Source organism: Bifidobacterium sp. WK041_4_12 (assembly GCF_041080795.1).
GTDB classification, from domain to species: Bacteria; Actinomycetota; Actinomycetes; order Actinomycetales; family Bifidobacteriaceae; genus Bombiscardovia; species Bombiscardovia aquikefiricola.
The window spans coordinates 1,440,344-1,455,460 of the sequence record NZ_CP129674.1 but is presented as its reverse complement, the minus strand read 5'-3'; the positions used below and the strand labels follow the sequence as shown (position 1 = coordinate 1,455,460).

The window sequence follows — 15,117 nt, the reverse complement described above, 5'->3', positions numbered from 1 at the left end:
CTTCTGTTCAAGGAGGACACCTATGGTGCAAGCAGTCCACGCGCAAACAACAACTGATACGTTCAACGCTCCAATCTCACAAAGCGATCCTGAAGTCGCCGAGATCCTGAACGCCGAACTTGATCGCCAGCAGCGAGGACTGGAGATGATCGCCTCTGAGAACTTCGTTCCCAAAGCCGTGCTGCAGGCTCAGGGGTCGGTGCTGACCAACAAATATGCCGAAGGATACCCGGGACGACGCTATTATGGCGGATGCGAAGAAGTGGACAAGGTCGAAACCCTTGCAAGGGAACGTGCCAAAGAACTCTTCCACGCCGAATTCGCCAACGTGCAGCCGCATTCAGGCGCACAGGCCAATGCAGCCGTATATCAGACCTTGGTGAATCCTGGAGACACGATCCTGGGTCTTGCGCTTTCCCACGGCGGTCATTTGACCCACGGCATGAAAATCAATTTTTCAGGACGCTTCTATCATGCCGAATCGTACGGCGTGAATCCAGACACCTTCCTGATTGATCCCGAAATCATCCGCAAGCGCGCCCTTGAGACGCATCCAGCGATGATTATCGGTGGATGGAGCGCATACCCCCGCATCGAGGATTTCAAGGCGATGAAGGAGATTGCCGACGAGGTTGGTGCAAAATTCTGGGTCGACATGGCTCACTTCGCCGGTCTGGTCGCCACAGGATTGCATCCGAGTCCAATTCCCTACGCCGATGTCGTGTCGTCCACAGCGCACAAGACACTCGGAGGTCCACGTTCGGGCTTCATTCTCGCCAAGAAGGAATATGCGAAGAAGATCAATTCAGCCGTGTTCCCCGGAGAGCAGGGCGGCCCGTTGATGCACGTCGTCGCCGCAAAGGCCGTGGCATTCAAGGTTGCCGGTTCGCCAGCATTCAAGAACCGTATGGAGCGCACCGTGGAGGGCGCTCGCATTCTTGCCGACAGGCTTATGTCCAAGGACGTCGCTGACAATGGCATCACCGTGCTGACAGGGGGCACCGACGTGCATCTGGTCATGGTCGATCTGCGTCACAGCGACATGGACGGCAAGCAGGGCGAGGATCTGCTCGCCAAGGTAGGCATCACCATCAACCGCAATACGGTTCCCTTCGATCCCCGTCCCGCCTCAATCGCCTCGGGCCTGCGAATCGGCACATCAGCTCTTGCCACACGAGGCTTCTCCAGTGTGCAGTACGAGGAAGTCGCTGACATTATCGCCACGGCGCTCGCCCAGGGCAAGTCTGCCGATGTGGACTCTCTGAAAGCACGCGTAGACAAGCTGGTCGATGATTTCCCACTGTATCCTGGGCTTGATCAGATCGACTAGTCACCGCTTCGCATACAATCGGTTGATAACGTGGGCGTGGATTCCTTCTGCGTCCACCGACGACTTAATGGCTGCGAAACACTGTGCATGAGTCGTAGAATCGACACCATCAAGAGAAGGACAAGGCTCATGTCAACAGTGATTGCTTCATCGTCGTCACCATCCTCAGGCTCTGCTCAATCGCAGACAGCAGACGCTACGGTGTCATCAACGGTGTCATCATCCATGTCATCAACAGCGTCATCTTCGGTGCCGTTCGCCCGAGTGCTTGAACAGGTCTGCGCTATGGCGACGAAGGCTCGCAAGGCACAGACGCGCCTTGCCCAGGCGACCAGCCAGAGTAAGAATCTTCTGCTGAACGCGATTGCCGATGCGCTGGTAGAGCATGCGGATGACATCGCTGCTGCCAACGAGGTGGACATGCAAGCAGCATATGACGGCGGCATGTCGCAGGGTCTGCTGGACCGCTTGCATTTTACCGTCGAGCGCATTGCCGCCACCTCTGATGGTGTGCGCAATGTGGCAGGACTTCCTGACCCCGTTGGGGAGATGGTTCGCGGCAACAATCTGCCGAATGGTCTTAGACTCACTCAGGTTCGTGTTCCGCTTGGCGTGGTCGGCATGATTTATGAGGCTCGCCCCAATGTGACGATTGACGTTGCATCCCTGACCTTGAAATCGGGCAATGCCGTGCTGCTCCGCGGTGGTCATGCCGCCCAGGAAACCAACAAGGCCATTCTGAGCGTCATCGCCCAGACGCTCACCGATCAGGGCTTTTCCAGTAATCTTGTGCTATCGGTTGACGAATTTGGACGAGCGGGAGCCGACGCGCTCATGCAGGCTCGTGGATACATCGATTTGCTGGTGCCACGCGGCGGAGCTGGACTGATTCGTTCGGTCGTCGAGAATTCCAAGGTACCGGTCATTGAAACTGGAGCGGGCAACGTTCACATCTATGTGGACTCTGCCGCCGATCTGGACAAGGCCGTTCCCATCATCATCAATGCGAAAACGCAGCGTGTCGGTGTCTGCAACGCCGCAGAGAAGCTGCTCGTTCACAAGGATGTCGCCAAGGAATTCCTACCAGTGATTGCCCGTGCCCTGTCCACATACCAGGTCGAACTCCATGCAGATGCGATTTCCAAGGACATCATCGAAGGGGCAGATAGCATCGAGGCCATCGAAGGCTTGCAACTCCAGGCTGCGGAAGCTGAAGATTGGGACACTGAATACCTTGCGCTCAAGATGGGAATCAAAACGGTCGACTCGATGGATGAAGCCATCGAGCACATCAACCGGTATTCGACCGGGCATACCGAGGCGATTCTTTCACAGGATTATGCGGCAATCGAAGAATTCACGAAACGTGTTGATTCTGCGGTGGTTATGGTGAATGCCTCGACGCGGTTCACCGACGGGGGCATGTTTGGTCTTGGTGCAGAGCTGGGCATCTCCACGCAGAAACTCCATGCAAGAGGTCCGATGGGACTCCAGGAACTGACCACGACCAAATGGATTGGATACGGAATGGGGCAGATACGTCCATGAATGAAGCGGTTGTCAAGCGCATACGCGAAGCATCGGAAGATCCGAAAATCTGGCTTCGCGTGGCATCGGAACGTTTAAGTCTGACTCGATACGTGTTCCTCGTTCAGATTGAGGACGGCATCGCCACGGCCGCACAGCGAGCTTCTCTGGAATACGCGGACGCCGTGCTGATCGGTTGGCCCGAACAGGATGCCGAGGATGTCGTCGATGTTGGCGCCCAGCAGCTGGCGACCGTACACGAGCAGATTGCCAGCATGGAAGGCTACATCCCACGCTTCCAGAACATGGAAAGAGCGGGCAACATCGACGGGCTTGCAGACACGCTGATACGCATTACCGAACGTGTGGCGGAGGTGCGAAGAATCTATCAGCCAGACTTTCCACTGCCGACCTTCGCTGAAATCAGCAGGGTTGTGCAAGAGGAATGGGCTGCAGACATGGATCGAATCGATCCGGACAATGCGAATCCGACCGTTGACGACATCGAACGCATGAAGGTGGAAACGGACCATCAGCACCACCAGAGCGAAGAGCGCGACGAACAGGAGAACAAGGCGTGACGGAAGCTGTTGCAAGACGACATATGGCCACGCTTTCGACGGAACGAAACATCGCCCATTCGAGTCGACTTTCTGCGCGCGGCAACAAGCATCTGGTGCCGAGAGTGGGCATCATGGGCGGCACCTTCGATCCCATTCACCATGGGCATTTGGTTGCAGCATCAGAGGTGGCCTGGGTCTATGACTTGGATGAGGTCATTTTCGTACCGACTGGGCGTCCGATCTTCAAACTTGACAAGACGGTCACCAACGCGGAGGACCGGTATTTGATGACGGTCATCGCCACGGCTTCCAATCCAAAGTTCACGGTGTCTCGAGTCGACATTGATCGGCCCGGCGTGACCTACACCATCGACACGCTTCGAGACATCAAGGCTGCACGACCCGATGCAGAACTGTTCTTCATCACTGGTGCCGATGCCGTCGCCGAGATCATGCAGTGGAAGGATTTTGAGCAGATGTGGGATCTGGCTCACTTTGTGGCCGTGTCGCGACCCGGATATTCCTCGACGACGAAAAATCTTGATCTGCCGCCACATAGTGTCGACATGCTCGAGATTCCTGCGCTTTCGATATCGTCTACCGATGTGAGAAGACGCTGCGAGAAACAGGAGCCCATATGGTATCTGGTTCCTGACGGCGTTGTGCAATACATAGGCAAACACGGCCTGTACCGCAGCTGAATGCGGCCTGAGACAGCAGTGTCGGCACCAAAAAGCTTTCTGTCACAGTAGGCAGTTATTATGTGATGTTGTCCGCTTCAATGACACCAAGTTTGGAGAAATGGTGAGCACAATTCTCGAAGGAAATCCGGATAAGAATCTGATTCTGGTTGCTGGTAGGTCTCATCCTAAGCTAGCTGCAGATGTGGCAGAGCAGTTGGGGATTGAGGTGTTGGAAACAACCGCTTATGACTTCGCCAATGGCGAGATGTACGTTCGCTACACCGAATCGGTTCGCGGTGCTGACGTATTCGTACTGCAAAGTCATACAACACCAATCAACAAGTCCATCATGGAACAGCTCATCATGATTGATGCGCTTAAGCGAGCTTCTGCGCGTTCCATTACTGCCGTATGCCCATTCCTCGGGTATTCAAGACAGGACAAGAAGCATCGTGGCCGTGAACCCATTTCCTGCCGCTTGATGTTCGACCTGCTCAAGACTGCGGGAGCCGACCGCATCATGTCGGTCGATTTGCATGCAGCTCAGTCTCAGGGATTCTTCGACGGCCCGGTTGACCACTTGATCGCCATGCCGGTGCTTGTCGACTATGTCAGAGATCGTCTTGATCTTTCCAACATCAGCGTCGTTTCGCCAGATGCTGGTCGTATTCGCGTTGCAGAGCAGTGGGCGCAGCGACTTGGTGGCGGTCCGCTCGCCTTCATTCACAAGACGAGAGATATCACACGTCCAAATCAGGCTGTTGCCAACCGCGTCGTTGGAGACGTGAAAGGCAAGGACTGCGTGCTTGTCGATGACATGATCGATACCGGTGGCACCATCATTCAGGCAATCAACGTGTTGCACGAGGCTGGAGCTCACTCGATCACCGTGGTGGCAACGCATGGAATTCTTTCCGCTTCGGCAGTTGAGCGTTTGAAGAACTGCGGGGCTCGCGAGGTTGTCCTGACCGATACCGTTCCGATTCCTGAAGAAAAGCGCTGGGACGGACTCACCGTCCTTTCCATCGCACCGCTTCTAGCCAGTGCAATCAAGGCCGTGTTCGATGACGGCTCTGTCGCAGAGCTCTTCGACACCTATCCCGAGCACCACGGACAGGGATTCCTGTTCGCCTGACCGCAGCTCAGTCTGGCTTCTGCCTGAAATTGCCACATGCCGAACGTTCGGCATGTGGCAATTTCAGTTTCAAAGGTCTTGCGAACCCGGGGTAGCTGAAGTTTTCGCCATGCCGGGACTTTCTAAATCCACAGAACATGGCATAATGTTTTGTTGGCGGAATGCGTTCCGCTTTTCCCCCATGGTGTAATGGCAGCACACGGGTCTTTGGAACCTCTAGTCTTGGTTCGAATCCAGGTGGGGGAACGAAGTTGGGCCAACCGGTCGTTATGCAATATCGCTGGCGACCGGCAAGCTTTCCGGTCGGAGGAAAGGATCTGCGATGACGGTTACAAAAATCGAAACCTGGCTGACCGATATGGACGGTGTTCTTGTCCATGAAAACACTGCTCTTCCAGGTGCAGCGGAATTTATTGACACCCTCAAGAGCAATAATCGACGTTTCTTGGTGCTTACGAACAATCCCATCTACACGCCTCGAGACTTGGCCGCACGCCTAGAACGCAGCGGCATCGACGTTCCTGAAGAAAACATCTGGACATCTGCATTGGCGACCGCTGACTTCGTGTCGCGCACCATTCCCAAGGGTTCGGCATACGTCATCGGCGAAGCCGGACTCACCACAGCGCTGCACGAGGCAGGGTATGTGCTTTCAGACTCCAAGCCGGACTATGTCATTCTTGGCGAGACAAGAACCTACTCATTCGAGGCCATCACGACGGCCATTCGTCTCATTCTTGGAGGTGCGCGATTCCTGTGCACCAATCCCGATCCGACCGGCCCAAGCGAGCTTGGCGTTCTGCCTGCAGCGGGCTCGGTTGCAGCCCTGGTTACCAAGGCGACAGGTCGAGAGCCGTACTTCGTCGGCAAGCCCAATCCCATCATGTTCCGCACCGCCTTGAATCGCGTTGGCGGCCATTCGGAAACAACTGCCATGATCGGTGACCGCATGGCAACCGATGTCATGGCTGGAGTCGAAGCTGGACTGAACACCTTCCTTGTCCTTTCGGGCATCACGCAGCGCAATGAGGTAGAGACTTTCCCATTCCGTCCAGACTGGGTCGTCGACGGCATCAAGGATCTCATACCCGTTGCGCAGACAGGCGAGGTTGAGCTTTGAGCCGTGGCGATTTTGCAAGCAGAACAACACATCAAGGCGAGACATTGACAATAGAGCATTCACAGCAAGCGCAGCACGACGAACAACTTCAGCACGAGTGCGATGAAGGCATATCCGCTGCGATCATTCTGGCAGCGGGCGAGGGCACCCGCATGCGTTCCGAGACTCCAAAGGTGCTGCACACGCTGGGTGGCAAGACCTTGCTCAACCGCGTCATATCGTCAGTTCAGCAGCTCAATCCTGGCAGACTGGCAGTCGTGGTGCACTATCAGGCCGAACGCGTGGCCGCAGCAGCACGATCCTACGATGATGATGCAGTCATCATCCGTCAGGATGACGTTCCAGGAACGGGGCGTGCGGTTCAGTGCGCCATGAAGCAACTGTGTAGTGAACAACCGTGTAGTGAACAAGAGAGCAGTACCTTCTCGGGACCGGTGCTCATTGCTGCCTCGGATATGCCTTTGCTGGATGCTCAGACCTTGCAGTCCTTGATCCATGCCCATCTCGAAAGCGGCAACGGTGCAACCGTGCTGACCGCCATGCTTAACAACCCGCACGGCTATGGACGCATTATCCGCGATCAGCAGGGCAACGTGCTTCGCATTGTCGAGCAGAAGGATGCGAACAGCACCGAACTGGCGGTACATGAGGTGAACACTTCCGTATATGTCTTTGATGCCGACGTCTTGAGCGCTTCAGTTAAGGGGCTTGATGCCGACAACGCCCAAGGCGAATTCTACCTTACGGACGCACTTGAAGAGGCACGTCGGCAGGGAAGGCATGTCGGAGCATTCTCGGCTTCGGATGCGCTTACCGTCGAAGGTGTGAATGATCGCATCCAGTTGGCACATCTCGCGAAGGCACACAACCGACGTGTATGCGAACGTTGGATGCTCAATGGAGTGACGATTCTCGATCCGGAAACCACGTGGATCGAAGATGACGTTGAGATAGCTCACGATGTCACGGTGCTTCCCGGGTGCTTCCTGCAAGGGCATACGGTTATTGCCAGTCAGGCGGTGGTCGGCCCGTATACCACGCTGATCGATGCACGGGTTGACGAGGGTGCGACCGTCGAGCGCTCGAGGGTGCAGGAATCGCATATCGGTGCCGAGGCGAACATCGGCCCGTGGACGTACATGCGTCCGGGCAACGAGCTGAAGGAACGCACCAAGGCGGGTGCCTTCGTGGAAATGAAGAAGGCCCATGTCGACAAGGATTCGAAGGTTCCCCATCTGAGCTATATCGGCGATGCCCACATCGGGGAACACACCAACGTTGGCGGTGGAACGATAACGGCCAATTATGACGGCGTACACAAGAACCATACGGAAATTGGCTCGAACGTGCATGTGGGAGCCGACAATGTGTTCGTCGCTCCCGTTGAGGTCGGCGATGGGGTTACCACTGGTGCCGGATCGGTGATTCGCCACCAGGTTGCCGATGGCTCCATGGTGTATTCCGAAAATACGCAGCATGAGAAGAAGCATTGGAAGCCTGCCTGGCAGCGCTGAGCGAATATATTCGCATGTTCGGGCATAGCGCTGAACATGCGGCATAATGGGTAGGACAATGCGTAAGACAGCATGGTAAGAAGAAGGGCGGATTCGTGTCGGCAGTTCAGGACTCAATAGATTGCGTGAAGGTTGCAGCACGTGCAGCTGATGCAATCAAGGCTGAGCACATCGTGGCGTTTGATGTGACGCAGCCACTCGCAATAACCGATATTTTCATGATTGCAGTCGGTAACAATGACCGTCAGGTGCTTGCCATAGCGGAGGAGATCGAGAAGCAGCTTCATATCAGTAAGCAGCGAGATGCACGTTCGCGTGAAGGGCTGCAGGAAGCTCAGTGGATTCTGCTTGACTATGGCGATTTCGTCATCCATGTGATGAATCCTGAGGCACACGAATATTACGATCTGGAACGGCTCTGGCGTGATTGCCCACCGATCGAGTTGGATTTGCCGGAGCACACTGCAGATGCCGAAGCGGATAATTCTGCGTCATCGGACATGAATTCGTCCAATCCTGCGCAAGGCAACTGACATGAGTGTCACAAGCTCTCATCCGCACGCGCGTTCGATCACCTTGGTACGCCACGGAAGAACTGCGTATAACGCTGCGCAGCGTTTGCAGGGCCAGATCGACATACCGCTCGATTCAGTGGGCCAATGGCAGGTTCAGCAGACCGCTGCTGCGTTGGGCGAACTCTACGTCAACCCCGTGCTGGAACAGGCGCATCAGATTGTCGTATCATCGGATTTGGGACGGGCCATGGCAACCGCGCACGCCTTTGCAGACCCGCTCGGCATTGAGATTCACACAGATGAACGAGTCCGAGAGCGCAGCTTCGGAGACTGGGAAGGCCTGTCACTTTCTGAAATGCGTTCGAAGTGGCCACAGGATTACAAGCTGTGGGCAAACTATCAGGGTGGCGAACTCAAGCATGGCGCTGAACCCAAGGAAGAGGTTGGCAAGCGTGGCGTTGCAGCGATCATGGATTGGTCCTCACGAGCAGGTTCAGATACCGATCTCTTCATGTTCTCGCATGGTGCCTGGATTTCTCAAACCTTGCAGACGCTGCTGGGACTGAACCTGATACATGATGACTTCGCGAGTCTGATTTCCATGCGCAATGCTCACTGGACGCATCTGATTCCGCTCGACATGCCCGATGGGTCTCTGCGCTGGCGGATGATCGATTACAACCATGGACCTTCCGTCGCGGAGACGGAAAAATGGGAAGACCCTCACATTTCCGGACATTGAGTTCCGCGGCAGTGCACCTCGTTCAGAAAATGTTCAGCGTGTCCCATTAGAGTCTTCTACAGTTGCGTAGGGCAATACAACGACTGATGCATAAGGGGAGCTGGCTGTGAAACGATTTTTCCACAATATCTCGTGGGCACAGATATTTGCAGGAGCTTTGGCCGCTGTCACGGCTTTCCTGCTATCTGCAAAGATCGGCATTGCTGGCTCGGTCATTGGCGTTGCCGTTGGTTCAATTGTCTCGACGGTGACGACGCAGATCTATCAGCGAGTACTTGATGAATCCAGCAAGAAAATCCAGAAAACCGTCGTCAGCGTACACTACAACCCCAATCGTTCAGAAAACGATGGGGATGATGACAAATCCACGTCTGAAGATCAGTCAGACCTCGAAGCAACGCAGACCTTACCGGCTTCAGACGCTACGTCGAAGCGTACTGGAAGGCAGGCTGTCGGGCATTCGACACATGCGAACGGTGCAGGTGAAACCAAGATTACAGGCAAACCCAAGATTTCACCCTTTGGTGGGCACAAACTTGATGGGCGCAAACGCAAGGTTTTGATCGTTGCCATAGTCAGTGCGATCGTCGCATTCGGTGGCACGGCCGGCATCATCTACGCCGTGACGAATGGCCAGGGCACCGATCAGGTCGTCCGCAACATCGTGAGCCCAAGCAAAACCGCTGCACCAGAACCCTCACAGTCCAATACGACGCCGAACGGCCCTCGTCCAAGCCGTTCCAACGAAGAGACAAGCGAACCGGAACCGTCACAGGCTTCACCTTCAAGTCATGCACCAACAAACGACGACTCCACCGCCACGCCATCCTCAAGCTCGTCTCAGAGCTCTGGAAGCTCGTCAACCCCATCGTCATCATCTTCCAGCAGTCCAAGTTCATCGGCATCAGCGAGCAGTTCGAGCAGCACCTCACCGTCTGCCTCGGCAAGCTCGTCCACCGCTCAGCCAGAAGCAGGATCAACGACGTCCTCACACTGAATCGCAATGGGCCACAGGGGCATATGTCACAGGGTCATATGTCACAGAGTCATATGTCATATTGCAGTGATGCATGGTTGGCGATACGCTCGGTGTATGTGAGAGTACAGCGGTTTCGCGGAGATCACTGCGGGGAGAGTCATGAAGGTTGCGTTAGAGAGTAATGCCATTTTTATGGGCATCGAATATCTTGCCGTATTCTGCTCAGGGTTGGCGGGCGGACTGGCAGCCGTGCGCAAGCACTATGACATCTTCTCGATTCTCATCATCTCATGGGTGACCGCATTGGGCGGGGGCATAGTCCGCGACGTTCTCCTCGGATCAGTTCCCCCTGCGGGCATAAGCGATAGAGGACTCGTGCTCTCAGCGCTCGCATCCGGCATCGTTGTGGCGCTTGCCTATCTTGAGATCAGTCATTTCATCTGGACACTGATCGTTGTCGATGCGATGGCATTGGGACTGTTCGCCGTCAACGGCACAGCCAAGGCCATGGCATACGACACTTCGGGCATGACAGCAGTGTTCATGGGAATGATTACCGCGCTCGCCGGTGGTCTTATCCGCGATATCCTCATCAATGAAGTTCCAATAATCATTCGGGACAAGCATTGGTACGCGGTTCCATCCTTCTTTGGCTGTGTACTCACTGTCATCGTGGGCAAGTTCGTCAAGGCTCGCATGCTGGACATCAGTCAGGAGATGGCGCTCGACATTCTCATAGTGGTGATTGTCGTGGCCATGCGAATTCTTTCCGTGAAATTCAACATCATGCTTCCTGGAGCTGCAAAGCGCACTCATATGCATCTGATCACGCAAACCCGCTATCTTCGCAGACCTGTTATTCACCCCAACGTATCGGTGCGCGAAGTTCCCGATGATGTGCCTACATCATCGCATCCTTCGACGGAGCATCCGTCAAGGTCATGAAATGAGAGATGTCTCACAAAGATCACGAAAAACGGTATCGACGCGAGCAAGAGGTATTAAAATAACCATTCGGTATCATATGAGTTCGAGATCGGCACGGTAATGGGGTTCATTGAAAACTGAGACTTCGGCTTTGCAGTCTGCACGCAGATGTGAAGACATGATAAAGTTGAATGTCGATTTTTGTTCCTATACGGCCAATTTCAGGATTTATGGATGCTGAAGTCCGGGATCTATGATGGTGCGAGGGGGGTCTATTATGAAAACGATTGCAGTCCTTGGCGGTGGTTACGCAGGTCTACGCATGGTGAAGCGGCTGACTCACGAAAAAGTCGATGCGCATATCGTGCTGATCAATGACAACGAATATCACTACGAATCCACGCAATTGCATGAGGTGGCCGTTGGCAACAAGGAGCCTTCCGACATCAGCTTCGATATTCGCGCAGTGCTACCGGACTCAGTTGATTTCATCGTCGATACCGTGACTTCCATCGACAGAGACAAGCAGCAGGTCGTGCTCAAGCATTCTCAACCGGTGGCATATGACTATCTGGTGAATGCGCTGGGCTTTGAAAGTGAAAGCTTCGGCATCAAAGGCGTTGACGAATACTCGCTTTCCTTCAATAACATTGATTCCGCGCTGGCTGTGCGAGATCACATCGAGCACACGCTTGCCAATTATGCGACAAGTCACGACGAGAATGACTTGCATATCATTGTCTGCGGCGCAGGATTCACCGGCATCGAGCTGCTCGGCGAACTGGTTGAGCGCATTCCCGTGTGGAACAAACAATATGATCTTCCACAAAACGGCATCACCGTGGACTGCATCGAAGCTGGGAAAACCATTCTTCCCATGCTTCCCGAAAATCTTTCTTCATGGGCGGTGAAGTTCCTTGCCGATCATGGCATCACCATGCATAGCGGCACACCGATAACCGAGGTCAGACAGCATTCGGTTGTGAGCAACGACAAGGAATTCCCAGGCAACATCATTATCTGGACGACAGGCGTGCAAGGCAGCCACGTTATCTGCGATTCTGGCTACGCTCAGAAGCGCAATCGTGTAGTTGTCGAGAACAATCTGAGCGTGAAGGATCATCCTCATGAGTTCCTGATTGGTGATGTGGCCGCCGTGCCCAATCCCGATTCTGGCCGCTTCTATCCGACGACTGCCCAGATCGCAGTCGCGCAGGCCGACTGCGCGGCGGAGAACATAGTGGCTCTGCTCGCAGGCAAACCTACGCACGACTTCCAATTCTCCAGTGTCGGAACCGTCTGTTCACTGGGACCCGGCTCTGGTGTGGCGGAAATCGACCAAATGGGCCACTGGAAGTTCAAGGGTCACAAGGTTGGTCTCCTCAAACGTCTGGTAAACGACCGTTCCGTTTTGGAGCTGGCGCACGTGAAGGAAATGCTTGCCAGCCGCTGAGACTGACGCTGTTGCATAATTGATGTAGGTGCGAGAAAGGAAGTGCACACGTGAATATCTTGGGTCTATCTCGTTTTCAGTTCGCGATGACAACGATATTCCACTTCTTCTACGTTCCATTGTCCATTGGTCTGGCCTTAAGCGTGGCCATCATGGAGACAATCTACGTATTCAAGAAAGATGACATATATCTGAAGATGGCTAAGTTCTGGGGGAAGATCTTCCTGCTGAGCTTTGCTGTCGGCGTCGTGACCGGAATCATTCAGGAATTCCAGTTCGGCATGAACTGGTCCAATTATTCGCGTTTCATGGGCGATATCTTCGGTGCACCTCTGGCAATCGAGGCCTTGCTTGCATTCTTCCTCGAATCCGTGTTCATAGGCGCTTGGATGTTTACATGGAATCGCTTCAAGCCAGGCATCCATGCAATGTTCATGTGGCTTACCTGCCTCGGCTCGATTCTTTCAGCGATCTGGATTCTTGCCGCCAACAGCTTCATGCAGCATCCCACCGGCTTCGAGATCGATACCAAGACCGGGCATGTCAGACTCAGAAACTTCTGGGACGTGCTGGGCAATCCACAGCTGTGGAGACAGTTCCCACATGTGCTCGCTGGAGCCGTGCTGACCGGAGCCATGGTCATTTTGGGCATGGCAGCGTTTGGTCTGCTGCACAAGAAGACGCAGAGCAGCGAGTCAGACCGTGCCTTCTTCACCAAGTCGGTGAGATTCAGCGCTGTGGTGACCCTTATCGGTGCCGTGCTGTCCATCTATGCCGGCGATTTGCAGACACAGTTCGTCGTTCACGACCAGCCGATGAAGTTTGCCGCCACTGAGGCTCTCTACGAGGATTCTGGCGATCCTGCCTCCTGGTCAGTGGTATCGCTGATCAACGAGAACGACAAGACCGCCCATGGCATCGAAGTGCCATACATGCTTTCCCTGCTGACCTATCACAGGACAACAGGCTCGGTTGAGGGCATGAATACGGTCAACAAGCAGTTGCATGCTCAGTATGACAGCAAATTCGGCAAGGACATGAACTATTACGTTCCCGTCAATGTGCTGTTCTGGAGCTTCCGATTCATGTCAGCAGTCGGTTTTGCCGCCGCCTTGGTGTCGATTCTGGCGCTGTGGGGAACGAGAAAGAACAAGAACACCTTGTACAAGACGAAGTGGCTGCTCTGGATCATCGGCGTATGTACCTTCCTGCCCTTCATCGGCAACACCGGTGGATGGCTTATCACCGAACTCGGTCGTTACCCGTGGCTGGTATATGGCATGCTGACCATCGCGGATGGTGTTTCGCCAACGGCAACCGTTCCCAGCCTGTTCTTCACCAACCTTGTCTACTTCCTGCTGTTCCTGGTCATTGGAGCCGTCATGATCACCTACTCGCGCCGAGTGCTGTATCAAGGTCCCGACGGCGATGGAAAGGTTCCAGCCCGGAAGGGTTCGTTGATCTCTGACGTGGAGTCGCAGCAGAGCAAACTTGCCGATAGGAGTGTGAGCCTCGCATGAGTGTGTTACAGATTTTATGGTTCTGCGTTGTAGCGCTGTTGTTTGCCGTATTCCTTCTACTCGAAGGATTTGACTTCGGCGTGGGCATGGCTACCCGTTTCATGGCTGAGAACGATACGGAACGTCAGCTGTATCTGAGAGCCATCGGTCCTCACTGGGATGGCAATGAAGTGTGGCTGATCACTGCCGGTGGCGCGATGTTCGCAGCATTCCCGATGTGGTATGCAAGCCTGTTTTCGGGCTATTACATTCCGCTCTTCCTGATTCTGGTCGCGCTGATTCTCCGTGGCGTATCCTTCGAGTTCGCCAGCCACGCGCTCACCATACGTGAACGCAGCCTATGGCAATGGGCAAACTTTGTCGGAAGCCTGTTCGCACCATTCTTCCTTGGCATGATGCTGACCAGTCTGATTCAGGGTGTACCGATGGACGCACAGGGCAACGCCTGGCTGGGCTTCTTCGATATCGTCAACGGACTTTCCGTCGTTGGCGGCATCGCCGTGGTGTACTTCTCCTTCCTGCATGGACTGCATTTCCTCAGTCTTAAGATGGAGAAGGATCATGCGCGTCACATGCTCAACGCGTCAAGCAAACTGTATTGGATTGCGTATCCCGCTCTTGTCGCCTTTGTGGTGCTGGCACTGATCTTTACCGACTTCTATAGCGTCCATCCCGTCACTACGTGGCTGATTACGGTTATCATCCTCGCTTCCACCATCTACGGCCATCGTTCGGCGGTGAAGAGCAGGGGAGCGTCGGCCTTCATCGCTTCGGGCGTGACGCTGGTGGGCATCATCGCCTTCATCTTCAATGGCATGTTCCCAAGGGTAATGGTTTCCGCTGGCGGAGTGCATGATCTGCTGGTCAAGGATGCTTCGGCGTCCCCGCTGACCTTGGAAATCATGACGGGAGTCCTGTGCATGCTGCTGCCCATCGTGCTGGGCTACATCATCTGGAGCTATGTCATGCAGCGAGGCCGAGTGAGCACCAAGACCCTCGAACATTCCCCATATGTCGGATAGCTTGTGATGGCCGTATCGAGTTGAAGTCAACAAGAATGGTGGATTGATTGCCGTGATTGACAAAAAACTATTCGAGTTTCAAGGATT

14 protein-coding genes and 1 tRNA gene are annotated in these 15,117 nt (G+C 54.5%); all 15 read left to right on the top strand.

Annotation, left to right across the window (positions count from 1 at the left end; genetic code table 11):
- The first annotated feature begins 22 nt into the window (after positions 1-22).
- The 15 genes from glyA (at position 23) to cydB (ending at position 15,030) form a co-directional block, all read left to right on the top strand.
- A complete protein-coding gene (glyA, locus tag QN215_RS06235; protein WP_369343472.1) occupies positions 23-1,330 on the top strand; it encodes a serine hydroxymethyltransferase in 1,308 nt (435 codons plus the stop codon).
- 285 nt (positions 1,331-1,615) lie between these two features.
- The gene (locus QN215_RS06230; RefSeq protein WP_404978520.1) at positions 1,616-2,878 is read left to right on the top strand and encodes a glutamate-5-semialdehyde dehydrogenase; all 1,263 of its coding nucleotides are present in this window, start codon (positions 1,616-1,618) and stop codon (positions 2,876-2,878) included.
- On the top strand, positions 2,875-3,438 hold the full coding sequence (locus QN215_RS06225) for a phosphoribosylglycinamide synthetase (RefSeq protein ID WP_369343471.1): 564 nt from the start codon (positions 2,875-2,877) through the stop codon (positions 3,436-3,438). Before QN215_RS06230 ends, QN215_RS06225 begins: the two co-directional genes overlap by 4 nt.
- 23 nt (positions 3,439-3,461) lie before the next feature.
- The gene (gene nadD / locus QN215_RS06220) at positions 3,462-4,121 is read left to right on the top strand and encodes a nicotinate-nucleotide adenylyltransferase (RefSeq protein ID WP_369345098.1); all 660 of its coding nucleotides are present in this window, start codon (positions 3,462-3,464) and stop codon (positions 4,119-4,121) included.
- 100 nt (positions 4,122-4,221) lie between these two features.
- A complete protein-coding gene (locus tag QN215_RS06215; RefSeq protein ID WP_369343470.1) occupies positions 4,222-5,238 on the top strand; it encodes a ribose-phosphate diphosphokinase in 1,017 nt (338 codons plus the stop codon).
- Positions 5,239-5,413: 175 nt separating this feature from the next.
- Positions 5,414-5,484, top strand: a tRNA-Gln gene (locus tag QN215_RS06210).
- Between the two features lie 76 nt (positions 5,485-5,560).
- Entirely contained in the window at positions 5,561-6,358 is a 798-nt protein-coding gene (locus QN215_RS06205; RefSeq protein WP_369343469.1) for an HAD-IIA family hydrolase, read from the top strand.
- Positions 6,359-6,468: 110 nt separating this feature from the next.
- A complete protein-coding gene (gene glmU / locus QN215_RS06200) occupies positions 6,469-7,872 on the top strand; it encodes a bifunctional UDP-N-acetylglucosamine diphosphorylase/glucosamine-1-phosphate N-acetyltransferase GlmU (RefSeq protein ID WP_369345097.1) in 1,404 nt (467 codons plus the stop codon).
- Between the two features lie 95 nt (positions 7,873-7,967).
- Positions 7,968-8,405, top strand: coding sequence for a ribosome silencing factor (gene rsfS, locus QN215_RS06195; protein WP_369343468.1), 438 nt, complete (start codon positions 7,968-7,970; stop codon positions 8,403-8,405).
- 1 nt (position 8,406) lies between these two features.
- Positions 8,407-9,129 carry a histidine phosphatase family protein gene (locus tag QN215_RS06190; protein ID WP_369343467.1) on the top strand — a complete coding sequence of 241 codons (723 nt, stop codon included), beginning with the start codon at positions 8,407-8,409 and terminating at the stop codon, positions 9,127-9,129.
- A 106-nt stretch (positions 9,130-9,235) separates the two neighbouring features.
- Positions 9,236-10,126 (top strand): hypothetical protein, encoded by an 891-nt coding sequence (locus QN215_RS06185; RefSeq protein WP_369343466.1) that lies wholly within the window; start codon positions 9,236-9,238, stop codon positions 10,124-10,126.
- Positions 10,127-10,267: 141 nt separating this feature from the next.
- Positions 10,268-11,053 carry a trimeric intracellular cation channel family protein gene (locus tag QN215_RS06180; RefSeq protein WP_369343465.1) on the top strand — a complete coding sequence of 262 codons (786 nt, stop codon included), beginning with the start codon at positions 10,268-10,270 and terminating at the stop codon, positions 11,051-11,053.
- A 259-nt stretch (positions 11,054-11,312) separates the two neighbouring features.
- Positions 11,313-12,488, top strand: a complete 1,176-nt coding sequence (locus QN215_RS06175; RefSeq protein WP_369343464.1) for an NAD(P)/FAD-dependent oxidoreductase — start codon at positions 11,313-11,315, stop codon at positions 12,486-12,488.
- 50 nt (positions 12,489-12,538) lie between these two features.
- The gene (locus tag QN215_RS06170; protein ID WP_369343463.1) at positions 12,539-14,008 is read left to right on the top strand and encodes a cytochrome ubiquinol oxidase subunit I; all 1,470 of its coding nucleotides are present in this window, start codon (positions 12,539-12,541) and stop codon (positions 14,006-14,008) included.
- Positions 14,005-15,030: a cytochrome d ubiquinol oxidase subunit II gene (gene cydB, locus QN215_RS06165; RefSeq protein WP_369343462.1), complete on the top strand. Its 1,026-nt coding sequence runs from the start codon at positions 14,005-14,007 to the stop codon at positions 15,028-15,030. Before QN215_RS06170 ends, cydB begins: the two co-directional genes overlap by 4 nt.
- Positions 15,031-15,117: the final 87 nt, after the last annotated feature.

Excerpts from the sequence above, each read along its gene's own strand:
- glyA (WP_369343472.1), top strand. The coding sequence starts at position 23 with ATGGTGCAAGCAGTCCACGCGCAAACAACAACTGATACGTTCAACGCT.
- QN215_RS06230 (WP_404978520.1), top strand. The coding sequence starts at position 1,616 with ATGGCGACGAAGGCTCGCAAGGCACAGACGCGCCTTGCCCAGGCGACC.
- QN215_RS06225 (WP_369343471.1), top strand. The coding sequence starts at position 2,875 with ATGAATGAAGCGGTTGTCAAGCGCATACGCGAAGCATCGGAAGATCCG.
- nadD (WP_369345098.1), top strand. The coding sequence starts at position 3,462 with ATGGCCACGCTTTCGACGGAACGAAACATCGCCCATTCGAGTCGACTT.
- QN215_RS06215 (WP_369343470.1), top strand. The coding sequence starts at position 4,222 with ATGGTGAGCACAATTCTCGAAGGAAATCCGGATAAGAATCTGATTCTG.
- QN215_RS06205 (WP_369343469.1), top strand. The coding sequence starts at position 5,561 with ATGACGGTTACAAAAATCGAAACCTGGCTGACCGATATGGACGGTGTT.
- QN215_RS06190 (WP_369343467.1), top strand. The coding sequence starts at position 8,407 with ATGAGTGTCACAAGCTCTCATCCGCACGCGCGTTCGATCACCTTGGTA.
- QN215_RS06180 (WP_369343465.1), top strand. The coding sequence starts at position 10,268 with ATGAAGGTTGCGTTAGAGAGTAATGCCATTTTTATGGGCATCGAATAT.
- QN215_RS06175 (WP_369343464.1), top strand. The coding sequence starts at position 11,313 with ATGAAAACGATTGCAGTCCTTGGCGGTGGTTACGCAGGTCTACGCATG.
- cydB (WP_369343462.1), top strand. The coding sequence starts at position 14,005 with ATGAGTGTGTTACAGATTTTATGGTTCTGCGTTGTAGCGCTGTTGTTT.